Origin of the sequence: Methylophilus aquaticus, from assembly GCF_030769565.1 — a bacterium.
Lineage (GTDB): Bacteria > Pseudomonadota > Gammaproteobacteria > Burkholderiales > Methylophilaceae > Methylophilus > Methylophilus aquaticus.
Genome location: NZ_JAVCAP010000009.1, coordinates 23,349 through 47,958, shown reverse-complemented (window position 1 = coordinate 47,958; position 24,610 = coordinate 23,349). Strand labels below are relative to the sequence as shown.

Sequence of the window (24,610 nt, the reverse complement as noted above, 5' to 3'; positions counted from 1 at the left end):
ATTTCCAGATTTAATGGTTGTCTTCTATACGTCCTGAAAGACGGTCAGAGATAAACCCGTGTTCAAAAAGATCGAACCGTGTTTGATGCATCACCCAACTACTGTAAGGCACCCCATTCAAGACACGGGATATCCCATGGTCAACAATGCCTTGCGATTGTAATTGCGACAAGCGATAACCAGCTTGATGCTCTAAAATCCGCGCATCGGACTTAATCAGAATCAATTGTTCTGCTTCCAACTTTAATGCCAACCAAGCAGCAAGGCTATCTGAAGTTACCTCCCAGCTTTCTGGCAAGCCGCTTTGCGCCCACTCATCTGGATTCAGTGCCATTTCACTTGGCAACCACACCAACCCCCGATGTTGCCAGCCACGTTCGGCAATTTCCAGCGGGTTGCGCACCAACACGAGTTCGGGCACCATAGCCACAAAGCTTCGCGCCATCTGATCCATGGCATAAATTGCCAAGGCATGTGCGTGCTCTTCATCAAGTTGGCCGTCGGCAAACGCTGTCCGCATCTGTTGAAAATGACGCACTGCATCTGCATACAACCCGCCCCCTGGCACCACAATAACTTTACCATCTCCCCAGCGGGCAACCAGTTGCAACCATTGCGTCAAACTGCTGTGTCGCGTCACACTGCCCCCCAGCTTGATGACCCACATTGTTATGATCCCCTGTCGTGAGATTGCGTTTGAAAGTGCTGTACCAGGCGTATGAATTGAGAGGCCTTGTCCAGCGTTTCCTGATACTCCTTGTCACAATCGGAGTCAGCAACTACGCCACCACCGGCATAGAAAGTCATCTGTTGGCGATAAATGACGGCAGTCCGAATGGCAATATTGGTATCCATGCTACCATCAAAACCGATATAGCCTATGCTGCCACAATACACATGACGACGATGCGGCTCCAGCGCCTCAATAATTTCCATGGCGCGTAACTTGGGTGCACCCGTAATCGAGCCGCCTGGGAAGCAGCCACGCAATAAATCCAGCGCATGATAGCCAGCGGCCAGCCGTCCCCGGACAATGCTGACCAGGTGATGTACATTGGTAAAGCGCTGCAGGCGGAACAAGGCATCCACCTTGACTGACCCAATCTCACAGACCTTGCCAATGTCATTGCGTAACAGATCAACAATCATCAGATTTTCTGCACGGTCCTTGCTGCTGGCGGCCAAGCTTTCAGCCACCAGTGCATCTTGCACAGGATCCACATGACGAGGACGCGTACCTTTGATTGGGCGGGTCTCCACTACGCCTTCGCGTACCTGCAAAAAACGTTCTGGCGACATGGACAATATTTCAAACGACTGTTCCTGCCCATCATCCACCTGTAAATAAGCCATAAATGGTGCCCGACTGAACTGGCGAAACACTTCATAGGCCTGCCAGCTGTCGCCCGATACCGGCACGCTCAGGCGCTGTGCCAGATTGATCTGGTAGCAATCGCCCGCCGTGATGTAGTCTTTGACACGGGCAAATGCCTGCGCATATCCAGCCGGACTCAGATTATGCTGCAGCGTGCCGTTCACGGCAAACTGTTCTCTCGCCTCGGGTGTCGCTGTTGCCAGCAGTTGCTGATGCAGGCTGTGAATGTCGGCGACCGTCCTGAAACGGGCCAATGACACCAGTTGGGCACGCTGCTGGTGGTGGTCAACAATAATGGCCCAATCGTAAATACCCACCAGCATGTCAGGAACGGGGGTCTCTTGTGCTGCCAGACAGGGTAAACGCTCTATACTGCGCCCCAGATCATATGCAAAATAGCCCAAGGCGCCGCCGGCAAAAGGAATGCCGGCTTCCCTCAAAACGCTGTTAGGCACTGTATTTGGCTGCAACCACGCCTGAATGGCAGCAAAAGGATCTTGCGATGTTACCGTGGTCTCGGTCTGCGTCACCACCGTGGTGTGTTGCTGAGCATGTATCAGCTTGACCACAGGATCAGCAACCACAATATCAAAACGCGCACCGAGACTGATTTCTTCGTCAACAGAGAGCGGGGTTTGCGCTTGCAACGGCTGGCCGACCTGCCCACTTTCCAGCAACATCGGCCAACTCGATTGCCGTAATTTTGCCAGCCAGTACGCACCTTCGGCATAAGGTAATACAAGTTGAATCAATGCCATGTTTGCCATAATCTCGACACTGCATATGCCGGAAAACAAACGCCAGCCAGATGCTGTAATGCCGTGGTTTCTGCGGTGATCATGTCTTGCACTGGCTGATACACCAGATCCAGCCGCTTGGCCAATGCAGGAAGCAAAAAGGCCCCGGCGCCCAACCCGACCAACACAGGGCTCTGTGCATGCATGACAAGCGTTTGTTGTAATGTACGCTCCATAATATCCAATTGTTGTTGTTTAAAGTCTTGCGCCAGTGTTTGCCATACTGGCGCAGTCGCATCGTCTACATCGTGACCCACCATCCTGGCCAAACGTCGCATGGTAGCCAGTGCTGACTTATCTTGGCCATCAGCGGTGTCTGCCATATCATCGGAGGGTGGTAACTCGCCAAGCACACGGTAAACATCAGCTGTGGTTGCAAAATACTCGGCAGCAACGTGTTGTAGTTTCCCCTGTCGATTCAGCCACGGACCCAATGCCATCAGCGGCGTTCGTACAACGCCTGTATACAGCAAGCCGCCAAACTTCATCCGCGCTGCATCCGTCCAGCCGGAAGTCTGCACCTGATTGCCCTCACACCATGTCACATCTGTTGTCGTGGATCCAATATCGACGACGATCAAAGTTTGGTGTGATGACATCTGCGCAATGGACTGCGCCGATGCATGCCAGTTCATGGAGGCCACGTGCACCGCATGACCACGCACATCCACAATAAATTCCGCATGTTCCGCACTGGCTGCATAAAAGGAGGCCCGTGGTAACAGTCGCAGCACGCTGTCAGCAATTGCCAGTACCCCCTCTTCGCGGCAGGCAAATAAATCGACCAGTTCACCCGTCATAGTGACGGCATGCGCACAGTCTTCTGCGCGCAACTGCCACGCTTGCAGGATGTGTAATACAGCCTCATCAAGCAGATGCAGACCTTTCCATAATGCGCAAGGATGTTGCATAGCCTTGCAGACAGCGCCCTGCGCATTTAGCATCACGGCTTTAACATGCGCGCCGCCGATATCCCAGCCAATCACCGGACTAGCCATGACACACCACATTGGATGCATGCATTTTCGTTATCGTCACAGGGAGCAGCTGCAAGGTACAGCCATCGTTAGCCACTGACGAAGGCAGTTGCTGATCAAACACCGCAGACAGAATAGCTCCTGCCGGATTGTAGTCAAGCACTCCAGACAATGCGATATAAGGTGTGGTCAGGCGCGGATTAATCTCAACCAACACCAGGCGACTCTCTTCGGTCAGAATCATATCAGCGCCCCAGTAGCCGATCAGGCCCGGTATCGCGCGATGTATGCTTCCAGCCAGGGCTTGCATGGCTGACAAATGTTGGCTGGCATGATGAACACCAGCGCCCTGAAAGCGCAATTGGCCATCAATCACTGCAATCTGCTGGGTATGTGCCGCAATGACTTTAACAGCATGGGTAGTGGCGATGACAGACATGCTCAATGCCTGGCCCGCAATGTAAGGCTGTATCAGCATGGCCGGGTAACGTTCGGGCAGGTGTTCCATGAAGTACTTTTTGAGTGCAGAGACTTGCTGACGAAGCTCGACATAATAACTATACTCGCAACCGGCGCCATCATCGGGCTTGACTACCCAGGCCAGGGCTTCAGGCAACTGTGCACTGGCCGTCCACTTTTGTAAATATTGATGGGGAATCACTGCGATACCTTGTTGTGCACACCGCTCGGCCATGCGCGCTTTGCTGGTGGCAACCGCAATCGCTTCGGCATGACATCCTATCCAGCGCTTCCCTGCCTCCGCAACCAGCATCTGCAGGCGAAGCAGGATACCATCAGTCTCAGGCGCGATCACCCACACGGCAGTAATCTCGGCATCCTGTAACTGTTGCTGCCAGACCTGCCATGGCGCATCTTGGTCACCAATCGGCTGACTGTTGACACCGGCCTGCACCGGTGATGCAACGCGCACATCATGGCTGGTGATACAATCCACAGCCAAAGCCGAGAGGTCTGCGAGCAAAGCATCGCGCATCAGCACCCCCTCCTGCAACAAGCTGGCAGGCAATGCTTGTGATGCCAGACCACCGGCACTGATAAATTCACACACCCAGATTTTTAAGCGAGCATTATTTTGCATATTATTCCCGTCATCGACCTGATGCATGGCCATGTCGTTCAAGCCGTCAGAGGCCAGCGGCAGCATTACCGCCCGATACAATCCCAACTGACAAGCAGCCATCATTTGATCGATGTCGTAGATGCTATTTTACAAGTTTATCCGTTCGACTGTGTGTATATTGCTGATTTAAATGCCATCACCAAAGACACGCAGCTGGCTGACCATCGTGCGCTCATACAACGTGCCATGCAGAGCTTCCCGCAGATTACTTGGTGGGTAGATGCAGGCATCTGCACCTCGCAGGACTTGCAGCGCTGGCAAGGAATCGGTGTCACGCCTATATTAGCCAGCGAAGTATTGGGCAGCATTGAAAGTTACCAACAGTTATATCAACAAGCGCCCGAGAGCAGGCTATCGCTGGATTTTTTCAGTGAGGGATTTAAAGGACCTGCGGGCTTACTCGAAAATTCAGCCCTATGGTCGCAACCCACTATTCTGATGAGTTTACCCAAGGTAGGTGCACAGCAGGGCCCTGACCTCGACAGGTTAATGCATATGCGGCAACACACGCCAAAGCAGCAATTTTATGCTGCTGGCGGCGTGCGGCATATGGAGGATATTCAAGCATTGGCAGCACAAGGTGCGTATGGTGTGCTGATTGCCAGCGCATTACACCAGAAACAACTGAACTCCCGGCAAATAACTACATTCCAGCCATAAAAAAAACCGGCCAATGGCCGGTTTTTAAACACACATTACGCGCAGCGATTACGCAAACAAAAAGCTGGGCCGCAATCAATGCTTACTCCAGGTTTGCGTGCAGTGCGCGCATCCCTTCTTCAGTCAGGCCTTTCGCGTGAATCAATTCAGAAATCGCGCCTTCCAGAAATACCAGTGTGGACAACTCAAACTGACCACCCATCGGCATGCCTTTAACCAGCGGGAAGCTGTCATCTTGACCGATTTGAACAACCAGATCTGCCACATCTGCCATCGCAGAAGATTTTTTCATGGAGATCACGACCAGTTTAGCGCCAACTTCTTTGGCTTTTTTCACAAATGGCAACAAGGTTGCAGTGCCGCCAGAACCTGAAACCAGTACCAGCAAGTCACCTTTTTTGATGGCTGGCGTGACCACTTCGCCGATCATGTAAACGCTGTAACCGGAGTGCACCAGACGCATGGCAAAAAAACGTGAAACCAGCAATGATCTGCCAGCACCACCGATAAAGGTAGAACCCGCTTCTTCAACCAGCTTCAATAATTCGGCTGCTTTTGATTTGTCGGTTACGTCCAGAATACGCTTCAAGTTGTCCAGAATAAATTGTTGATGATCCATTTTTCAATCCTGTGTAAACAAAAAATAATGAATAAAAAACCCGACACATTGCTGAGTCGGGTTTTTATGATCGCTAATCAATAATTGCTTATTGATGCTTAAATGAATTAAGCGTGAGCGATAGCAGTGATTTCTGCAGCAGCAGCAGCTGGGTCAGCAGCACCGTAGATAGCAGCACCAGCAACGATGATAGTCGCGCCAGCATCACGTACTTGAGCAGCAGTAGCGGCTTTAACACCACCAGCAACTGAGATTTCAACACCCAGGTTCAAACCTGCAACAGCAGCCAGGTCAGCAAATGGTGTTTGACCAGCAGCTTGTTGGTCCAAACCAGTGTGGATACCGATGATGTGAGCACCAGCAGCAGCAACTTCTTTAGTCTTAGCCACTTTATCTTCAACGCTGATCAGGTCAACTTGCGCTTTTTTGCCGTATTTGTTAGCCGCTTTGATTACGCCTTTGATAGTACCGATATCGGATACGCCCAATACTACGCAGATGTCAGCACCTGCTTTGTAGAATGGCTCAGACTCGTACTCACCAGCGTCCATAGTTTTCAGGTCAACCAGGATTTTGTTTTTTGGGAATTTAGCGCGCAGCGTTTCCAGCAGTTTGATACCGTTGTGCTTGATGCAAGGTGTACCGATTTCCAAGATATCAACGTGTGGAGCAACTTTTTCTGCCAAAGCGATAGTTGCGTCGAAATCCAATGAGTCTAATGCCATTTGTGTTAATGCCATGTTTTTCTCCAAAAATTTATAAAGTTTCAAATGCTATTGCTAGCGTACTACCAATTCAAGCTGGTCGCTCATAGTAAGCTCACAGCCAAAATAAGTCAATGTTGCAGGCCAATTTATGCCTGACTTAAAAACCAAACGGGCAGGTCACTGCCCGTTTGCATTATCGCACTGCGATATTACAGTTTTGCGGCTAAAGCAGCTTCCAGCTTGTTCTGGTCAGCCACGAAACCACGGATACCTTCAGCCAATTTCTCAGTGGCCATTGGATCTTGGTTCAGTTCAAAACGGAATTGCTCTTCTGTCAATTTAGCTGGCACTTCTTTGGTTTTTCCGCCATCTTTCAACACTTGAACCAAAGTGCCTTCTGTGGCAGCCAGATCTTGCAGCAAGTTGGGAGAAACGGTCAAACGATCGCAACCAGCCAAGGCAATCAGCTCACCTGTGTTTCGGAAAGAAGCACCCATCACAACCGTTTTGTAACCGTGCTCTTTGTAGTATTGGTAGATTGCGCGCACAGAAACCACACCTGGATCTGTTTCTTGTGTGTACTCAGTGCCTGGGTTTTTCGCTTTGTACCAGTCAAGGATACGGCCAACGAATGGAGAAATCAGGAATACGCCAGCTTCAGCACAAGCACGTGCCTGACCGAAACCAAACAACAAAGTCAGATTACACTGAACGCCTTCTTTTTCCAGAATTTCGCCAGCTTTGATACCTTCCCAGGTAGAAGCCAGCTTGATCAGCACGCGGTCTTTGCTGATGCCAGACTCTTGATACAGGCTGATCAGTTTACGGCCTTTAGCTACCATAGCGTCGATATTGAAAGACAGACGCGCATCTACTTCTGTAGAAATACGGCCTGGAACCACTTTAGTGATTTCAGCGCCAATCAACACAGCCAGCTTGTCGGCTGCATTTTCAATTTGTTGCTCTTTAGAACCACCTTGTGCTTTTGCATAAGCAATGGCAGTTTCAATCAACGGTGCGTATTCTGGGATTTGGCTAGCCTTCAATACCAGAGACGGGTTTGTGGTTGCATCCACAGGTTTAACACTTTTGATTGCTTCAACGTCACCAGTGTCAGCCACGATGGTCGTCATTGCTTTCAACTGATCTAATAAATTTGCCATTCGATTGCTCCTAAAATATTTTGCAATTGTTGTTCACGCACTGTTATACATAAAAAACCTGCAACATTATAACTTAATTTTCCGGGGATAGTTAGGCCATGACGAGACAATTAAGTCGACGGCAACACAACAAGACCTATGACCAATCGATGTATTTTATTGATTAAAATCAAATGATTGCATAATGAATTTACGAAAATTTGGTAGAGTTTAGCTTTTCAAACACCCCTGTTTCGGGCAAAATTACGCTTTTTTCCAAGTCATTGAGTTAGATAGGGATATGGGCTCTGTCACCGCTTTAAATAAAGAACCGCAGACAACTGAAGTTGCACAGCTACCAGTTGACTGGTATCTGAACCCGGAAATTTATGCACTGGAACAAGCCCATCTGTTCCGGCATCTGCCCCAGTACATGGGTCACCGTTGCATGATCCCGCAAGCAGGCGACTTTTATACACTGGACTGGATGCATGACGCGCTCGCGCTGGTTAACCAGCAAGGGCAGCCGAAACTGATCAGCAATATTTGTCGTCATCGTCAGGCGGTCATGCTCAACGGCCAAGGCAATACACACCATATTGTCTGTCCCTTGCACCGCTGGACTTACGACTTGAACGGTCAACTGCTCGGGGCGCCGCACTTTGAGAAAAACCCTTGCCTGCATCTGGAAAACAAGGCGCTCACAGAATGGCAGGGTTTGCTGTTTAAATCGTCACCCGCAAAACAAAAAGGACTGGAGATTGCAGGCTTGCTGAAGCAGTTAGGATGCAAACAGGACTTTGATTTTACCGGCTATCATTTTGACTCGGCGATGATTGACCACTATGACTTCAACTGGAAAACTTTTATTGAAGTGTATCTGGAAGACTACCATGTCGGCCCTTTCCACCCCGGCTTAAACCAGTTTGTTGATTGTGGGGAACTGAACTGGGAGTTCGGTGAGCATTACAGTGTCCAGACTGTGGGCTATAAACCGTTGGCGGAATACAGCTTCTCACCTGTTTACAAAGCCTGGCAAGAGGCCGTCGGTCATTACCAGCAAGGCACTGCCCCCAAATATGGCGCCATCTGGTTTGTGCTTTACCCTTTCCTGATGATTGAGTGGTATCCCAACGTGCTGGTAGTTTCACACATTATTCCGACAGGAGTGGAAACCTGCAAAAACGTGGTTGAGTTTTACTACCCGGAAGACATTGCCCTGTTTGAGCGTGCATATATCAAGGCGCAGCAAGCTGCCTATTTTGAAACTGCGGTCGAAGACAAAGAGGTTTGCCAGCGTATGCATGATGGCCGTAAAGGATTATATGCACAGGGCAAGGACGAGCGTGGTCCTTATCAACACCCGATGGAAACCGGGCTGGAACATTTCCATCGCTGGTATCGCGCGCAAATGCAATCGCACCTCTCTGGCGAGATGCCACGCCAGGTAAACTACCCCTTTGCCTAGACGCTTCAATCCAACGCACTGGCAGCTCGGCAGCTATTGGATGCTGCTGGCCGGTGTGGGGTTTGCCATCATGGGCGCTTGTGTAAAAGCCGGCGCGCAACGCTTTACCACTGGCGAACTGGTGTTTTACCGATCAGCCTTTGGTTTTATCAGTATCGCGGCCCTGATCTGGTGGCAAGGCAAACCACTGCAAACGCCGCTGCTAGACATGCAAATGCGCAGAGCGGGTGTAGGATTTGGCGCACTACTGTTATTTTTTTACGCCATCGCGCACCTGCCGCTGGCGACTGCCATTACCCTCAACTACACTTCCCCAATGTTTCTGGCATTGCTTTCACCGTGGCTGCTCAGAGGCGAGCATCGCGCACATGGCAGGCAGCGACAGATATTCAATATTTGTGTGGTCGGTGGCTTTATCGGGGTCTGCCTGCTATTACAACCCGTTTTCTACCGCGACCAGCTGCTGGCAGGCAGCTTGGGCCTGCTCTCGGGTCTGGGTGCCGCATTGGCCTATGTGCATGTGAAACAACTCGGCATGCAGGGCGAGCCAGACTGGCGCACGGTATTTTATTTCACGCTGCTGTGCACGGTGACAAGCGGACTCTGGATGTTGTTCGACCGCATCACCCCGCTCCGCTGGCAGGATATTCCCTTATTATCAGGATTAGGGTTATCGGCAACCTGCAGCCAACTTGCGATGACCCGCGCCTACCGCACTGGCCATACACTGACGGTTGCCAGCCTGGCTTACAGCACAATCGTCTTTGCGACCTTGATAGGGGTGATCGGCTGGGGAGAAACACTCAGCATGCACGAAGTCGCAGGCATGTTGCTGATCATTGGCTTTGGCGTATTGAGTACCCGACAGACGCACACTTGAAAATCAAGTGCTTGGCCATGGCGCACACCGTGTTCAAACCAAGCATGCAGCCTATCCACAACAAACAAGCATCTTGCTCTGGGCCTGTTAAATCATAATGATAAAAAGGCTTAGTTAACTTTTCCTCTGAGGTAAAAACTGTTCTCAAGGCTCCAGCAAGCCACAGCGCATGGCAATCAGCGCGATTTCTGCTGAGTTCTGTGCATTGAGTTTCTGTTTGATATTATAAAGATGGGTGCCTACCGTGCGCGGACTCAGAAACAAGGTTTCGGCGATTTCATTGGTGGATTTACCACGTGCCAATGACATAAACACCTCAAACTCACGCTCACTCAATACATCAACCGGGTTTTGCTCGCCCGAAAGTTGCTGAATTGCCATTTGCTGCGCCACACCAGCCTCGATGTATTTTTTACCATTAGCGACACTACGAATGGCTTTAATCAGCTCTTCTGCCGCGCTGCGCTTGGTCACATAACCCATGGCACCTGCGTTGAGCACGCGTTTGGGGTGGACGGAGTCTTCATGTGCAGAAAGCACCAGAATACGCGCATGGTTGTCTTTGGCCAAAATACGCTCAATCGCTTCCATCCCGCCAATACCAGGCATCGTGATATCCATCACGACGACTTGCGGGTGGTGTTCAACATAGGCACGAATGGCGGCCTCGCCACTTTCGGCCTCGGCGATAACTTTGATGTCCTGATCGGACTCCAGCAGCATTTTGAAACCCATGCGGACCACAGCGTGGTCATCCACCAGCATGACGGTAATTGCGCTCATATCTTCCCTTTTATTCTATTGATGATGGTATCAATGGCAGGCGAACTTCCAACGTTGTGCCATTTACACGCTCTTCCAGTGACATTACTTTAAACTGACCATGCAAGGCTTGGACACGCTCACGCATCCCCAATAAACCAAAATGCTGGCTCTGGTCGACAGAACACATTTGCATACCCACACCATCATCCGTGATCTGCAACAACAACCCCTCGGTTTGCGCTTGCAAGGCAACAGTAATGCTTTTTGCTTGCGCATGCTTGATCGCATTGTTTACACCCTCCTGCACAATACGATACACGTTAATATTCAGGTTCTCGCCCAGTGGCCTAAATTGTCCTGAGACTTGCAACTGTATCGCAATATCAGGATGTTGTGACTGATAACCTGCCACCATATCGCGCAGGGTTTCCACTAAGCCCATATTGTCCATCGCTGCTGGGCGCAACTGACGAATGATGTTATGCATACCATCATAAATATGGTTGGCCGCCGCAACAATTGTTTGTGCGCTGGATTCAATATCAGGGGCTTTGTCTCGACTTTTGTTTACTATGGCCACGGCAAAGGTTTTGATTGCAGTGACATACTGTCCGAGTTCATCATGCAGCTCACGGGCCAGGCTGCGCCGCTCATCTTCAATATGCGCCTGTATCAACTGCGTCAGTTGCCGGTTTTCTTCCAGCTGGCGCTCAGCATCCAGCGACACGGCCATTTGATTCAGGCTGGACCCGATACGGTCAAATTCAGGCAGTGAAAACGATGGCAGACGTGTGGTCAAATCACCCTGCTCAATCTGGTTGATGGCCCTCAAAATATGCTGCACCGGACGCAAGGCGTGGCTAAGTAAAACATAGACCAGCAAATTCAGTAAAACAAAAAAACCAACCCCGATCAAGATTAGCTGATGAAAGCCTGACCACGCCTCGCGTATGGAACCTTCAGCACTGGAGGTGATAATCAGAGAACCATAGCGGATACGCCTTGTAACGACTTCAACCTTGGGAGCAACCAGCTTGACAAACCATGCCGGAGGATCCACTTCAGACTTGAAGGTTGACTGAGGCGACATGTATAAAGGGGCATTGAAGTAGTCATACAGTTCAATACGGCTGCTACGCACATAGCCCAGAGACTTGAGAAAATCTTGCAGCACATAATGGGTCGGCCCCAGACTCGGGTTCATGGCCGAGCTGACTATCACAGTATCAAGCAACTGCACTGTAACTCTGGTCGCGGCCTCCACGCGCTCGCGAATGCTGTCTTTGGTATCACGCACTAGTACCACCCCGGCTGCCAGCAGAAAAGCCAGCGAAAGCATGGTCACCAGCAGATTTAGTCTAAATCTTAAACTCATGGGTAATCAATAAATATTAGTGTCGTCATTAAACTGCAACTGTACAAAGTTGCAATAGCGTAAAATCATTAAAATTAGTCTTCAATCTTGAGCCCTTCCCATTCCTTGGGCCGGACAGGATACTCTAGCGGCATGGCCTCCAGTGTTTTCAACAAAATCTGTGAAACCAGCAAATTGCGGTTAGTCTTGGAGTCGGCAGGTATCACATACCAGGGTGCCACTTCTGTTGAGGTTGCTTGCAACGCATTTTCATAGGCCGTCGCATAGGCAGGCCACAACTTCCGCTCCTCGAGATCCTTGGGATTGAATTTCCATACTTTGGTGGGGTCACTGAGGCGCTCTTGCAACCGCTCTTTTTGCTCGGCCGGAGAAATATGTAAAAAGCATTTGATAATGATGGTGCCATTTTCAGCCAGCATACGTTCAAAATCGTTGATTTGGCGATAGCGGCGCGCGCATTCTGGATCATCGATCCAGCCATGCACTTTCACAATCAGCACATCTTCATAGTGGCTACGGTTAAAAATCACCAGTTCGCCTTTTTTGGGTGCCTGCTGATGTACACGCCATAAATAATCATGGGCCAGCTCTTCATCACTCGGGGCCTTAAAACATGCCAGACGGATACCTAAGGGATCACACGCACTGAATACCTGTTTGATTGTGCCATCCTTGCCACTGGTATCCATGCCCTGCAAAATCAGCAATACCTTGTGCCTGGCTTGCGCGTGCAGAATATCCTGGCGGGCATTTATCGCCTGCGCGAGACTGGCAAGCAGTTTGGCATCCTCCAGCTTGTCGCCAGTACGCGCAGACTTGTCATCGGCCTTAAATTGTTTAAGTGAAAACTTCTTCGGGTTAACGCGGTAACGCTCAAGACTGTCCATAACATTCATCATCACGATTAGAATTGAATAAAGTGTATCCCAGTTGTATCCTAAAATGCGCGTCCAATTCCGATTCTTCAGAATAAATTAAGGAGCCCCATGCCAAACGACCCGAGAATTTTTTTCGCCGCAGAACGCACCCTGCTGGCCTGGATGCGCAGTGGAATTGCGCTGATAGGGATAGGCTTTGTGATTGCCAGATTTGGTTTGTTTGTACATCTGTTAGCCAGTGAGGGGGCATCGTTTGTCCATGACCGGCCGATTTACTCCGCCGGCTTAGGCATTGCATTCATTATCGCCGGGGCTTTCGCCATCCTGCTTGCCAGTATTCAGCAGCAACGATACATCCGTACGTTGGGAAGTGATGCGCTACCACCCGGCTATTCTGCGCACTATGCGATTATTCTGGCATGGATACTGAGCCTACTGGGACTGGCACTGGCTTTCATCCTGATACAGGCCGAAACGCTGTAGCCCGTCAATAAAAAAGCCAGCAAATGCTGGCTTTTTTATTGACGCTATTTCGATGCACGCTTGCGCTCATGCTCAAGCAAGTAACGCTTGCGTAAGCGCAATGTTTTCGGCGTAATTTCCACCAGCTCATCATCATCAATAAATTCAACTGCACTTTCCAAACTGAGTGAGACAGGCGGAATCAAACGTACAGCTTCATCCGTCCCGGAGGCACGCACGTTGGTCAACTGCTTGCCTTTAATCGGGTTCACCACCAGATCATTGTCACGGCTGTGAATACCGATAATCATGCCTTCGTACAATTTATCACCTGGGCTTGCGAACATTTTGCCTCGGTCTTGCAGCTTCCAAAGGGCATAAGCAACGGCTTCGCCTTGCTCGGCAGAAATCAGCACGCCATTGCGACGTCCAGGCATATCGGCTTTTACCGGCGCATATTCATCAAAAATATGTGCCATTAAGCCAGTACCACGTGTCAACGTTAAAAACTCGCCTTGAAAGCCGATCAGACCACGTGCCGGAATACGGTATTCCAGGCGAGTACGACCATTACCGTCAGACTCCATATTGCTCATTTCGCCACGACGACGACCCAGCTCTTCCATGACTGCACCCTGGTGTTCGTCTTCCAGATCCACAGTCAGGATTTCGTATGGCTCACATTTTTCGCCATTCACTTCTTTATACACCACTCGTGGCTTACCCACGGCAATTTCAAAGCCTTCACGGCGCATGTTTTCCAGCAAAATGGTCAGGTGTAATTCCCCACGGCCAGATACGCGGAATACATCAGTATCTTCGGTATCTTCAACACGTAATGCCACGTTCACCAACAATTCTTTGGTTAGGCGATCACGGATTTGACGAGAAGTGATAAATTTACCTTCTGTGCCCGCCAATGGTGACGTGTTGACCATAAAGTCCATGGTCAGGGTGGGTTCATCCACGCCCAAATGCGGCAAACCAACCGGCTTGTCACGGTCACAAATGGTGAAACCGATACCAATCTCTTCAATACCGGAAATAATCACAATGTCACCTGCTTCAGCTTCTTCAACTGGCACGCGATCCAGACCTCTAAAGCCCAGCACCTGATTAATACGGCCTTGCGCGACTTGCTCATCTTCACGCATCACGGCAACCACCTGACCCGGCTTGATACGACCATTGGTGACACGACCAACGCCTAAACGGCCTGTATAAGTAGAGTAATCCAGCGCTGAAACCTGTAATTGCAATGGCGCATCGCTGTCCCCTTTAGGAGGCTCAACATGACTCAGAATAGTTTCAAACAAGGCACGCATATTATCTGAAGGCGTGTCCATGTCCAGCGTTGCAAAGCCGTTCAAAGCAGAGGCATACACCACAGGAAAATCCAGTTGCTCATCGGTGGCACCCAAGTTAGCAAACAAATCAAATGTGTGGTTAATCACCCAATCAGGACGCGCACTTGGACGGTCAACCTTGTTAATCACCACAATCGGCTTTAAGCCAAGTGCCAGCGCTTTTTTTGTCACAAAACGCGTTTGCGGCATTGGGCCGTCTACGGCATCCACCAGTAACAACACACCATCTACCATCCCCAATACGCGCTCTACTTCACCACCGAAGTCGGCATGCCCGGGGGTATCCACGATATTAATGTGCGTGCCTTCATACGTTAAGGCCGTATTTTTTGCCAGAATAGTGATGCCGCGCTCTTTTTCAAGATCGTTACTATCCATCACACGCTCAGTCACGGCCTGATGTGAAGCAAAGGTGCCTGATTGTTGGAGTAGCTTATCGACCATGGTTGTTTTACCGTGGTCAACGTGCGCGATAATTGCGATATTTCTGAGATTGCGTGCCATGAGAACTGCCATAAGTTAGAAAGGGCGCGATTTTAGCATACTTTGGGTCGAATAATTGACACTAAATAATTGACTTTTAAAATAAAATGACTATACTGCGTGCAACTTGAAACGTAACTGATGCTTTTAACAAGCCATACGTTTTAAATTCATCGCCCTGACCCATCGATAACTCGCGAAATTTTGAGGCTATCATCTTTAGATGTTGTTTCTATGACAACTTCTTCTTTTATCGGTTAGTGGCTATGCCTATAGCGCCGGTAAAAGCGATTTATTTCCCATATTTGCTTAGGCTTTTTTAATGTTGCAACACACTTCAAGTGTGTGCATGTCATTAACTGAGTTTTGCTTTTTGCTTTGCTAGCGCCCTTTTTAATTGTTTATGAAAGGGACATCCTTTGTCTTTTGCAGATTTAAATCTAGATCCAGCCATTTTGCGTGCCTTGACCGATGCAGGTTACGAAAACCCAACCGCAATCCAGGCACAATCCATCCCTGATGCATTGTTAGGCCGTGACATTATGGCCTCTGCACAAACGGGTACCGGCAAAACTGCCGCATTTACCTTACCAGCACTGAACCTGTTAGCCACTCCGCACCCTGTGCGTAGCCGTGGCCCACGCATTCTGGTACTCACCCCTACCCGTGAACTGGCAGCCCAGGTCAACGAAGCTGCACGTAAATACGGTAAATTCCTGCGCGCCCGTTGCATCAGTATCGTCGGCGGCATGCCTTACCCGTTACAAAACAAATTATTATCACAACCTTTAGATATTCTGGTTGCAACGCCTGGTCGTTTTATTGATCACCTTGAACGTGGCCGTATTGATTTGAGCCGCCTGCAAATGCTGGTACTGGACGAAGCAGACCGTATGCTAGACATGGGCTTTATGCCTGACGTGGAGCGCATCTGTGATGCCCTGCCTGCCGAGCGTCAAACTTTACTGTTCTCTGCCACACTTGACGGCATTATGGACATCGGCAAACGTTTCCTGAAAAACCCGCTCACCATTCAGGTGGCTGGTCAAAAAGAAAAACACGCCAACATTGAACAACGTTTGCATTTTGTGGATGACATGAACCACAAAAACAAATTACTGGAACATTTGCTAATTGCGCCAGATGTGAATCAAACCATCATCTTCACCAGCACCAAGCGTCATGCTGATTTGCTGGCAGAGGACTTGTATGCCGCTGGTCACAGCACGGCCGCATTGCATGGTGATATGACCCAGGGCGCGCGTAACCGCACCTTGACGAAACTGCGCCATGGCGATGTAAAAGTGCTGGTTGCAACCGATGTTGCCGCCCGCGGGATTGACGTGCAAGGCATCAGCCATGTCATCAACTACGACTTGCCAAAATTCGCCGAGGATTATGTACACCGTATCGGTCGTACAGGCCGCGCCAACAACACAGGTGTCGCCATTTCGTTTGCATCTAACAGTGACCGCCATTTGCTGCGCAAAATTGAACAGTACACTGGTCAGAAATTTCAGGCTGAAGTAATTGCAGGTTTTGAGCCAAAACGTGCTATGCGCAATGATGATGTAGGTGGTGATGCCAGACGTGGCAAACGTCCGGGTGGCAGACCACAACAAGGTCGTGGTGCGCCAGGTGGCCCGCGTCGCGATGCAAACAGTTCATTCGGTGACCGTGTCATGCGTGATGGCGCTGCAAGCCGCACTCCAGGCGCTCGTCCTGCAGGTCCGCGTACGCCCGATTCGCGCGCACCTCGACATGAAGGCCAAGCGCGTGGTTTTGAGTCGAGAACTGCCGATTCAAGATCTGATAGAGAAGTAAATGGCAACAGCAAGAGCTATACCAAAGATACGGACTTTCAGTTTGCGCGTGCACTGACTGAAGAGTTTGGTCAACGCCGTCCACGGACCCAAGGTCAGGCACCCGCTAAAACAGGGGACCGCTTTGGTCAACCCAATGGCCCACGTACAGGCAAAACAGCCGGTGCTAAACCAAACGCTGGTAAATCATCGTACGGTGACCAAGCGCCTAAACGCCCACGTTCATTTGTTTAGCTAACTACGATTAATTAACCACTATGAGTGAACCCATTACGGATTTTAATACCTTAGGGCTGGCAGAGCCTTTATTAAAGGCCATCATTGAGTCGGGCTATACCACACCGACGCCAATACAGGCGCAAGCCATCCCTCTGGCATTACAAGGTAACGACTTAATGGCGGGTGCGCAAACCGGAACAGGGAAAACGGCAGCGTTTTCCCTGCCTATTTTGCATACTTTGTTACCCTTGGCCAGCAGCAGCACTTCACCGGCCAAACACCCGATACGCGCACTGGTACTGGCACCTACGCGCGAATTGGCCATTCAGGTCTATGATAATATTAAAACCTATGCCAAACATACCCCATTACGCAGTTTGGTGGTGTATGGGGGTGTGGACATCAAAACACAAACACCGGCGCTTAAAAATGGTGTTGAGATTCTGGTGGCAACACCGGGACGTTTGCTGGACCACGTAGAACAAAAAACACTGTCGCTCAGCCAGGTGCAGTTTCTGGTGCTGGATGAAGCTGACCGTATGCTGGATATGGGCTTTATGCCTGACCTCAAGCGTATTCTGGCCTTGTTGCCCAAGCAGCGGCAAAACCTGATGTTTTCTGCCACGTTTTCGGACGAGATTAAAAAGCTTGCCGATGCATTTTTGAACAATCCGACCTTAATTGAAGTGGCGCGCAGCAACGCCACCAATGAAAATGTGGAACAAAAAGCCTACCTGGTCAACACAGACCAGAAACAGCGCTTTCTGGTGCAGTTATTAAAGCAGCAGGCCACGCAGCAGGTGATTATTTTCACCAAGACAAAATTGTCTGCCAGCAAGTTGGCGCGTGCACTCGAGCGTGACCAGATTCCTTGCAGTGCCATTCATGGCGACAAGACGCAGAAAGAGCGGATTGAAGCACTGGATGCCTTTAAAGCCGGGGCCATCAGTGCGTTGGTGGCGACCGATGTTGCGGCACGCGGCTTGGACATCACCGACCTGCCACTGGTCATTAACTACGAGATTTCAACCTCACCGGAAGACTATGTGCACCGTATCGGTCGCACTGGCCGAGCCGGGGCAAAAGGCATTGCTATTTCGTTGATTGATGAAGATGAAACCAAGTATTTTGACGAGATTGAAAAGCTCATTAAAAAACAGGTGCCTAAAGAAAAAGCCGTATTAGCAGAAAGTGGCGTGCCACGCAGTAGCAGTACACGCGCAAGTACGGCGCCACGTACAAGTGTGAATCCGCGTTCAAATATGACTACGCGCAAAACAGGAAAATCTGAAGATGCCTGGTTTCAACAACCTTATCAACCCAGCACGGATCACGCCAGCAAACAATTGCCGATGAAAGCGCAGAATAACAAGCGCAAGGTAGTTGCAGCATTGCTGGGCGGCTTTGGCTTCAAAGGTAGCGCTGCTGCAGTCACCGCGTCTCCAAAAAAACAAGCAGGCAAAGGTCGCAAGCCGGAGCCAGTCGAGTCCAATACAAGCACTTCTGAGGCATTGCCACAGTCGTAAAAAATGCCCCAGCAATGGGGCATTTTTTATTCTGCAATTATCCTTCGCGGTTTCGCATAAAGTCAGCCACCCCGTAGAGCTGATTGGCAATATGGCGCATGAGCGATTCTTCAAACTCCAGTTGATGCATGGCTTTAATCATGCAATACATCCATTGATCACGCTCAGACTCTCCGATCGAGAAGGGCAAATGCCGGGCACGCAAACGCGGATGGCCATACTGCTCGACATACAACTGTGGCCCGCCGGTCCAGCCAGTTAAAAACATAAACAGCTTTTCTCTGGCTTCGGTTAAATCTGGTTGATGCAGTGCCCGAAGACCAGCGACTTTAGGATCGCTATCCATAATGTCGTAGAAGGTTTCCACCAGCGAGCGAATTTTTTCAGTCGCGGCTGCTGAACCACCCAACCACTCGAACAGAGATTGCTTGGCAGCGCCAGGCTCATGAATATCCATGCGCACAGTCTCTTGTTAATTGGCTGGTTTGGGGGTAACGAATGCAGCAGACTGCTTGGCACGCTCACGCGCCAGCTCCACATTCTCTGCCGTTGCCAGCGCAACACCCATACGCCGACGCACAAAGGACTCCGGCTTGCCGAACAAACGAACCTCGCTGTCAGGTACTGCCATTGCAGCTTCCAGTCCATAGTAAGCCAGATTACTGGTATCAGCCCCGCCATAAATCACTGCGCTGGCGCCATGCTCGCGCTGCGCAACATCGACTGGCAGACCAAGAATCGCCCGAGCATGCAGCTCAAACTCGTTTAAACGCTGGGTACACATGGTCACCATGCCGGTGTCATGCGGGCGCGGACTCACTTCAGAGAACCAGACCTGCTCACCTTTGACAAACAACTCGACACCAAACAACCCTTGGCCACCCAGCGCTTCAGTCACTTGACGGGCGATGTCCTGTGCTGCCTGCAAGGCTTTGGGATGCATGGCTTGCGGTTGCCAGCTTTCGACATAATCCCCCTGCTTTTGCACATGCCCAATCGGCGGACAGAAATAAGTTTCTATCTCGCCTTTGGCGTTTTTAGCGCGCACGGTTAACAGGGTAATTTCATAATCAAAATCAATTTGACCCTCAACAATCACCACACCCTGATTCACGCGTCCGGCACTTGCGGCATACTCCCAGGCGGCTTTGACTTCCGAGGCCTGTGTAATACGGGACTGGCCTTTGCCAGAGGAAGACATGGTCGGTTTGATAAAGCATGGATAGCCAATGCCACCATCAATCGCTGCCTGCAAATCGGCTTCGCTGCGCGCAAAGGCATAAGGCGAAGTCGCCAGACCCAATTCTTCGGCTGCCAAACGGCGAATGCCTTCACGGTTCATGGTTAACTGTACGGCACGCACCGTCGGTACTACCGTCACACCGGTCGCCTCGATTTCAGCCAGGGCTTGTGTATTCAGTGCTTCAATTTCCGGGACAATGTAATGTGGCTTCACTTCACTCACCAATGCTTTCAAGGCATCCGCGTCGGTCATATCAATAGTATAAGCATGATGCGCCACCTGATGACCAGGCGCATTCTTATAGCGGTCAACAGCAATGACCTCTACACCCAAACGCTGTAACGCGATAATCACTTCTTTACCGAGTTCACCACTGCCCAACAACATGACTTTGGTAGCATTGGCGCTTAATGGGGTTCCGATCATTCCTGCACTCCGTAATCAAAACGCAATCATACCATGCGGCATAATGGCCTTGCAGAGCCCTTCTTGATATAGATTAATTGTTTGGGAAAATCTAAGAAAAATACAAAATTAAGTGAATGAGTAGGATGAGGTGCAAAGCGCACGGAATGCTGGAATCATGCATGCGACGGAGTATTGCTGGTTGTGAGTAGCGCACAACCAGCAACTTGCCTGCACACACTCTTTTGATGCTTTTTAAAGTGCAATACCGTGTTTATCCATGCGATACCGCATGGTCATACGCGTAATACCGAGAATTCTCGCTGCTTTGGAAACATTATTGCGAGCCTGTTCCAGCGCATTCAGCAGCATCACCTTCTCGGCATCCTCGAGTGTCAATGGCAATTCAGCAGCCAAGGCCTGCGTAGTGCTCATAGTCAGCGATTGTGGCAAGCCTAAATCAATATCCGTAATTTGTGGCTGCGTACACATCAAGACAGCACGACTGATTTGATGACGCATTTCACGCACATTCCCAGGCCAGTCATAACTTTGAATCGCCATCATAGCGTTTGAGCTAAATTCGTGATGGGGTAGCGCATAACGCTTTTCCGTGAGTTGTTTGAAATAATAAGCCAACAACAAAATATCCTGCCCACGGTCTCGCAATGGTGGCATTTGCATAGTAATCACATTAAGGCGGTAATATAAATCCGACCGAAAGCGCCCTTCGTTTGACATCTCATACAAGTCTCGATTGGTAGCGGCAATAATACGCGCCTGTACCGGGCGTTCTTTGGTGGATCCCAAACGACGCACCATGCGACGCTCCAGCACATTAAGCAGCTTGGCTTGCAAGCCTAAAGGCAACTCACCAATTTCATCCAGAAACAATGTCCCATCTTCAGCGGACTCAATCAGTCCTGGACGGGTAGCCACTGCATTGGTAAATGCACCCTTCTCATGCCCAAACAGCTCGCTTTCAATCAATTCGGAAGGCAAAGATGCGCAATCCACATGTACAAATGGCTTGTCACGGTTTTCACAATGGGCATGCAAATATCTTGCAACCACATCTTTACCAGTACCAGTTTCGCCGGCAATCAACACCGTCGGCTGCACAGCGTCACTCAGTGCACTTAACTGCGCAATACGTGCAATCTGCTGGCGCACGCTTTGCATGGCAGCGCTTTCACCGATGAGTTGCACCGATTCGTTCACGACTGTGTCACGTTGCCTGGAGTAATCCAAACTGGTTTGCAAATCAGTGGTTTTTTCGTTTTTCTGGATGATGAGCAGTAGCTCTTCAAGATCGATCGGCTTTTTCAAATAATCAATGGCGCCCATCTTGATGGCATTGACAGCATCCGTCACGTCCCCAAAGGCAGTCATCACAATCGTATTCACATTTTTGGCAACAAAATCAGAAAGTAAATCCAATCCGTTACCATCCGGCAGACGCATATCCAGAAGCGCCATATCCGGTTCAAACTGCTTGATTAACAAACGTGCATCATGAAGCGTTTCTGCGTGCTCGCACTCAAAACCAGCTTTTTGCAAACGTTTGACTACCGCTTTTGCAAACAGCACCTCGTCCTCTACCAGCAAGATTTTTTTCTTGAGCGGCAAATGTATCGATTTATCATTGGTTGTTGAAATTTGTGCCAGCACGCAGGCTCCTTAATTATTAGTCTTTATCGTAGTTAGCTAAGGATTGTTTTGCGCCGAACTCGTAACGGAAACCCAACCAGCCTGCACGAGGTGCGCCTACCATCAGCAATTTGGAAGGCTCTTCATTACCAGAGAACTGACCACCCTCAATCCAGTTTTCACCTAATAAACCACCAGTAGCATATTCCTTGTCAAAGATATTGATGGCTTTGGCGAAGAACTGCCAACCACTACTGCCAAAACGATAACGCGTATCTACGTTCACAATGGTGAATCCACCAACTTTGCCAGAATCCTGTACATGCTCGTCATCGCCATCGTTGGCACGATGGCTATTATTTTCGTTACCACGTACATACACATCTGAGTAGGTATTGATGTTGCTGCCTACAGTCCATTGAGAAGTCACTTGGTATTGCAAACGCAATTTCAACGCGTGCTCAGGCAAGTTAGGCAGCCGATCACCTTTACCAACCTGAATCGCAGTCCCGTCAGAAGAAGAGTTTACTTCGTTGGTGATCTCAAAAGGCGTCTGGTAAGTGGCTCGCACAAAGCTGTAACCCACATTCCATGACAAATCACCAGTGATGCCGTTCAAACCAGCATCAAGGCCCACACGTCGTGTTTTACCAACGTTATCAAAATAGCCCATGCCGTTTGTGGCGTTAGTCGCAATAAACTGAATATCGTCATGGTTTTCTGTGCGATACACTGCCGTGGACCAACGAACGTTGTCGGTTAACTGGCCACGCGCACCCACCTCAAAAGTTTTAGCAACAACCTTTTTAAGTGGTGGATCACCGGCCATCGCGTTTGGCAATTTGCATGGCACTGCCGGATTCGCACAGCCCAACTCCATAGAGGTTGGCGCACGCATACCTTCGTTATAGCTACCATACATGGTCAATGCTTGTGTAGGTGTAAAGTTCAGACCCAAGGCCGGGTTGAAACGATTAAAGCTATGGTTGCCTGACAATGTTTCTGGATCGGTCACATCTGGAATCAGGCGGTCACGATTTTCAACCTTGATGTGGTTATAACGGCCAGACATCGTTAAATGCCATTGATCAGTCAATGACAAGGTATCCGTCACGAACGTCCCCCAGCTGGTAGTTCTGCCATTCAATTTAACCGCAGCTTCATCGCTCAGCTCACCCAATGCATCTACACCACGTGAGGCGTTAATCAAGCCATATTCAGTAGACTGCGAGAATTTAATCTTGGAGAAGTCGTAACCCATGCCGACAATAAACTGGTTCTTCTTTTCAAACAGCGGCTGATTGAATGTGAACTGTGTATTAAAGCCATGTCCTCTTTGGCGTGTATTACTACGGTTCAATGCGCCCGAACATGTTTCCTCAGAATTATTGCCTGCCTGGCAATCAGCAAGAGCTGTCGCCAATTCAGTGCTGTCAACCTCACCATCAGCATTCAGATCCAGGGCATCAGTTCCATTAAAATCATCATTCACATCACCGTTTAAGGTTTTGCGGTTAGATTGGCGGAAATACACATTACCGGTTAATTGCACATCATCATTAAACCAGTGACTACCGTTCAAATTCAAAAAGTTCATGCTGTTTTTGGTTTTATCTGGGCGCGTATTGATCGCACTGCGGCCAAAGTCCTCAATTAACTCTTTTTGAACCAGCCCATTGCCAATCATATTATTATCAGCGCCGGTATAGCTCAGCTCAAGACGTGTCGTTTCATTTTGCCAGCCGACTTTACCAAATAATTGCTTCACCGTGCTTGGTGAATAATCACGCCAGCCATCTTCATCGAAATAGTTGCCAGAAATAAAGTAGTCAACGGAATTGTCTTCTGACACACCGCCAAACTCAGCAGAAGTGTTCTTGCGTCCCCATGAGCCAAAGCTAGATTCAATAGCGCCACCTTTGTGCGTACGGCCGTTTTTTGTCGTCACAGACAAAGCACCACCCAGTGTATTTAAGCCATAAACAGGGTTAGAGCCTGGAATCAAATTCATATTTGCAATTGCATTCACTGGGATCAAGTCCCAGTTAACCACATCACCGAAAGGCTCATTGACCCGCACGCCATCAACAAACACAGACAGACCTTGTGGCGTTCCTAGCAATGGTGAAGCAGTAAAGCCACGGAACAACACATCTGGTTGAAACGGGTTATTCTGTGACTCATTCACACTCACCCCCACCATATTGTTATTCATAAAATCAGCAATAGTATTGCTATGCTGATTCACAATCTCTTTACCCTTGGCTGACTGTACATTCGCAGGTACTTTTTCAAGTGGCAAACCCACGCCTGGTAATGGCGTTGTCCCGACAACTTCTACGTTTTCCAACTTGATAACTTCTGCATTGACTGCTGTCACCTGCGCTGCATACGCAGACAGAATAGCAAGCAACAAAGGCTTGATAGATTTTTGATTCATAACGGATGACCCTTTTCCCGAGAGTAATGTATATGCAGTACTTTTTTGATAAAGCACTTAATTTTGATAAAGCATTTTTCTACTGCAATTATCGTTCCCGATTTTTACCAGAAAAAAAACCTTTTTAAATCAAGGAGGAAAGGAGGGTTTGGACTCACAACACCCAACAACAACCATAAAACTGGTTTAATACAACCAATTCTATGGT

21 protein-coding genes are annotated in these 24,610 nt (G+C 49.4%); 6 read left to right on the top strand and 15 right to left on the bottom strand.

The window, feature by feature from the left end; genetic code table 11:
* Positions 1–10: 10 nt before the first annotated feature.
* Genes Q9291_RS04555 through Q9291_RS04540 form a run of 4 tightly spaced genes read right to left on the bottom strand, consistent with a single transcriptional unit; the run spans position 11 to position 4,248 of the window.
* On the bottom strand, positions 11–667 hold the full coding sequence (locus Q9291_RS04555; RefSeq protein ID WP_306388845.1) for an amino acid kinase family protein: 657 nt from the start codon (positions 665–667) through the stop codon (positions 11–13).
* A 2-nt stretch (positions 668–669) separates the two neighbouring features.
* Complete coding sequence (gene pabB / locus Q9291_RS04550) at positions 670–2,133, bottom strand: aminodeoxychorismate synthase component I (RefSeq protein ID WP_306388844.1); 1,464 nt, start codon at positions 2,131–2,133, stop codon at positions 670–672.
* Positions 2,124–3,170: a hydantoinase/oxoprolinase family protein gene (locus Q9291_RS04545; RefSeq protein ID WP_306388843.1), complete on the bottom strand. Its 1,047-nt coding sequence runs from the start codon at positions 3,168–3,170 to the stop codon at positions 2,124–2,126. The genes pabB and Q9291_RS04545 overlap by 10 nt, the downstream gene beginning before the upstream one ends.
* A complete protein-coding gene (locus Q9291_RS04540; protein WP_306388842.1) occupies positions 3,163–4,248 on the bottom strand; it encodes an ATP-grasp domain-containing protein in 1,086 nt (361 codons plus the stop codon). The genes Q9291_RS04545 and Q9291_RS04540 overlap by 8 nt, the downstream gene beginning before the upstream one ends.
* Here Q9291_RS04540 and Q9291_RS04535 point away from each other — a divergent pair.
* Positions 4,243–4,950 (top strand): HisA/HisF-related TIM barrel protein, encoded by a 708-nt coding sequence (locus Q9291_RS04535; protein ID WP_306388841.1) that lies wholly within the window; start codon positions 4,243–4,245, stop codon positions 4,948–4,950. The genes Q9291_RS04540 and Q9291_RS04535 overlap by 6 nt on opposite strands.
* Before the next feature lie 82 nt (positions 4,951–5,032).
* On the opposite strand, the gene hxlB is transcribed toward Q9291_RS04535, so the two are convergent.
* The 3 genes from hxlB to tal form a co-directional block, all read right to left on the bottom strand.
* Positions 5,033–5,569, bottom strand: coding sequence for a 6-phospho-3-hexuloisomerase (hxlB, locus tag Q9291_RS04530; RefSeq protein ID WP_306388840.1), 537 nt, complete (start codon positions 5,567–5,569; stop codon positions 5,033–5,035).
* Positions 5,570–5,676: 107 nt separating this feature from the next.
* Entirely contained in the window at positions 5,677–6,309 is a 633-nt protein-coding gene (gene hxlA, locus Q9291_RS04525; protein ID WP_306388839.1) for a 3-hexulose-6-phosphate synthase, read from the bottom strand.
* Positions 6,310–6,485: 176 nt separating this feature from the next.
* Positions 6,486–7,439: a transaldolase gene (gene tal / locus Q9291_RS04520; protein WP_306388838.1), complete on the bottom strand. Its 954-nt coding sequence runs from the start codon at positions 7,437–7,439 to the stop codon at positions 6,486–6,488.
* A 280-nt stretch (positions 7,440–7,719) separates the two neighbouring features.
* On the opposite strand from tal, the gene Q9291_RS04515 reads away from it, so the two are divergent.
* Together Q9291_RS04515 and Q9291_RS04510 are read left to right on the top strand one after the other, a co-directional pair.
* Positions 7,720–8,886, top strand: a complete 1,167-nt coding sequence (locus Q9291_RS04515; protein WP_306388837.1) for an aromatic ring-hydroxylating oxygenase subunit alpha — start codon at positions 7,720–7,722, stop codon at positions 8,884–8,886.
* Positions 8,879–9,766: a DMT family transporter gene (locus tag Q9291_RS04510; protein WP_306388836.1), complete on the top strand. Its 888-nt coding sequence runs from the start codon at positions 8,879–8,881 to the stop codon at positions 9,764–9,766. Before Q9291_RS04515 ends, Q9291_RS04510 begins: the two co-directional genes overlap by 8 nt.
* Before the next feature lie 144 nt (positions 9,767–9,910).
* Here the strand turns inward: Q9291_RS04510 and Q9291_RS04505 are convergent, their stop codons facing one another.
* From Q9291_RS04505 to Q9291_RS04495, 3 genes are all read right to left on the bottom strand, one after another.
* Positions 9,911–10,549, bottom strand: coding sequence for a response regulator (locus Q9291_RS04505; RefSeq protein WP_306388835.1), 639 nt, complete (start codon positions 10,547–10,549; stop codon positions 9,911–9,913).
* A 10-nt stretch (positions 10,550–10,559) separates the two neighbouring features.
* A complete protein-coding gene (locus tag Q9291_RS04500; RefSeq protein ID WP_370530737.1) occupies positions 10,560–11,870 on the bottom strand; it encodes an ATP-binding protein in 1,311 nt (436 codons plus the stop codon).
* 110 nt (positions 11,871–11,980) lie between these two features.
* Positions 11,981–12,793: a polyphosphate kinase 2 family protein gene (locus Q9291_RS04495; protein ID WP_306388889.1), complete on the bottom strand. Its 813-nt coding sequence runs from the start codon at positions 12,791–12,793 to the stop codon at positions 11,981–11,983.
* A 99-nt stretch (positions 12,794–12,892) separates the two neighbouring features.
* On the opposite strand from Q9291_RS04495, the gene Q9291_RS04490 reads away from it, so the two are divergent.
* The gene (locus Q9291_RS04490) at positions 12,893–13,267 is read left to right on the top strand and encodes a YidH family protein (RefSeq protein WP_306388833.1); all 375 of its coding nucleotides are present in this window, start codon (positions 12,893–12,895) and stop codon (positions 13,265–13,267) included.
* 44 nt (positions 13,268–13,311) lie between these two features.
* Here Q9291_RS04490 and typA read toward each other — a convergent pair whose 3' ends face one another.
* Complete coding sequence (typA, locus tag Q9291_RS04485; RefSeq protein WP_306388832.1) at positions 13,312–15,117, bottom strand: translational GTPase TypA; 1,806 nt, start codon at positions 15,115–15,117, stop codon at positions 13,312–13,314.
* 398 nt (positions 15,118–15,515) lie between these two features.
* Here typA and Q9291_RS04480 point away from each other — a divergent pair, with 398 nt between their 5' ends.
* Positions 15,516–17,153, top strand: a complete 1,638-nt coding sequence (locus Q9291_RS04480) for a DEAD/DEAH box helicase (RefSeq protein ID WP_306388831.1) — start codon at positions 15,516–15,518, stop codon at positions 17,151–17,153.
* 23 nt (positions 17,154–17,176) lie between these two features.
* Complete coding sequence (locus Q9291_RS04475) at positions 17,177–18,664, top strand: DEAD/DEAH box helicase (protein WP_306388830.1); 1,488 nt, start codon at positions 17,177–17,179, stop codon at positions 18,662–18,664.
* A gap of 37 nt (positions 18,665–18,701) precedes the next feature.
* Here Q9291_RS04475 and Q9291_RS04470 read toward each other — a convergent pair whose 3' ends face one another.
* The 4 genes from Q9291_RS04470 to Q9291_RS04455 all read right to left on the bottom strand — a co-directional run bounded on the left by Q9291_RS04470 (position 18,702) and on the right by Q9291_RS04455 (position 24,402).
* The gene (locus Q9291_RS04470) at positions 18,702–19,121 is read right to left on the bottom strand and encodes a group II truncated hemoglobin (protein WP_370530735.1); all 420 of its coding nucleotides are present in this window, start codon (positions 19,119–19,121) and stop codon (positions 18,702–18,704) included.
* A gap of 15 nt (positions 19,122–19,136) precedes the next feature.
* Entirely contained in the window at positions 19,137–20,333 is a 1,197-nt protein-coding gene (gene purT, locus Q9291_RS04465) for a formate-dependent phosphoribosylglycinamide formyltransferase (protein WP_306388828.1), read from the bottom strand.
* A gap of 234 nt (positions 20,334–20,567) precedes the next feature.
* Positions 20,568–21,983: a sigma-54-dependent transcriptional regulator gene (locus Q9291_RS04460; protein ID WP_306388827.1), complete on the bottom strand. Its 1,416-nt coding sequence runs from the start codon at positions 21,981–21,983 to the stop codon at positions 20,568–20,570.
* A 16-nt stretch (positions 21,984–21,999) separates the two neighbouring features.
* Positions 22,000–24,402: a TonB-dependent receptor gene (locus tag Q9291_RS04455; protein ID WP_306388826.1), complete on the bottom strand. Its 2,403-nt coding sequence runs from the start codon at positions 24,400–24,402 to the stop codon at positions 22,000–22,002.
* Positions 24,403–24,610: the final 208 nt, after the last annotated feature.

What these genes read in the sequence shown, in the direction of transcription:
- Q9291_RS04545 (WP_306388843.1), bottom strand. Translation starts at nt 3,170, where the DNA reads ATGGCTAGTCCGGTGATTGGCTGGGATATCGGCGGCGCGCATGTTAAA.
- Q9291_RS04475 (WP_306388830.1), top strand. Translation starts at nt 17,177, where the DNA reads ATGAGTGAACCCATTACGGATTTTAATACCTTAGGGCTGGCAGAGCCT.
- hxlB (WP_306388840.1), bottom strand. Translation starts at nt 5,569, where the DNA reads ATGGATCATCAACAATTTATTCTGGACAACTTGAAGCGTATTCTGGAC.
- Q9291_RS04555 (WP_306388845.1), bottom strand. Translation starts at nt 667, where the DNA reads ATGTGGGTCATCAAGCTGGGGGGCAGTGTGACGCGACACAGCAGTTTG.
- hxlA (WP_306388839.1), bottom strand. Translation starts at nt 6,309, where the DNA reads ATGGCATTAACACAAATGGCATTAGACTCATTGGATTTCGACGCAACT.
- tal (WP_306388838.1), bottom strand. Translation starts at nt 7,439, where the DNA reads ATGGCAAATTTATTAGATCAGTTGAAAGCAATGACGACCATCGTGGCT.
- Q9291_RS04505 (WP_306388835.1), bottom strand. Translation starts at nt 10,549, where the DNA reads ATGAGCGCAATTACCGTCATGCTGGTGGATGACCACGCTGTGGTCCGC.
- typA (WP_306388832.1), bottom strand. Translation starts at nt 15,117, where the DNA reads ATGGCACGCAATCTCAGAAATATCGCAATTATCGCGCACGTTGACCAC.
- Q9291_RS04500 (WP_370530737.1), bottom strand. Translation starts at nt 11,870, where the DNA reads ATGCTTTCGCTGGCTTTTCTGCTGGCAGCCGGGGTGGTACTAGTGCGT.
- Q9291_RS04540 (WP_306388842.1), bottom strand. Translation starts at nt 4,248, where the DNA reads ATGCAAAATAATGCTCGCTTAAAAATCTGGGTGTGTGAATTTATCAGT.
- Q9291_RS04495 (WP_306388889.1), bottom strand. Translation starts at nt 12,793, where the DNA reads ATGGACAGTCTTGAGCGTTACCGCGTTAACCCGAAGAAGTTTTCACTT.
- Q9291_RS04515 (WP_306388837.1), top strand. Translation starts at nt 7,720, where the DNA reads ATGGGCTCTGTCACCGCTTTAAATAAAGAACCGCAGACAACTGAAGTT.
- pabB (WP_306388844.1), bottom strand. Translation starts at nt 2,133, where the DNA reads ATGGCATTGATTCAACTTGTATTACCTTATGCCGAAGGTGCGTACTGG.
- purT (WP_306388828.1), bottom strand. Translation starts at nt 20,333, where the DNA reads ATGATCGGAACCCCATTAAGCGCCAATGCTACCAAAGTCATGTTGTTG.
- Q9291_RS04490 (WP_306388833.1), top strand. Translation starts at nt 12,893, where the DNA reads ATGCCAAACGACCCGAGAATTTTTTTCGCCGCAGAACGCACCCTGCTG.
- Q9291_RS04455 (WP_306388826.1), bottom strand. Translation starts at nt 24,402, where the DNA reads ATGAATCAAAAATCTATCAAGCCTTTGTTGCTTGCTATTCTGTCTGCG.
- Q9291_RS04470 (WP_370530735.1), bottom strand. Translation starts at nt 19,121, where the DNA reads ATGGATATTCATGAGCCTGGCGCTGCCAAGCAATCTCTGTTCGAGTGG.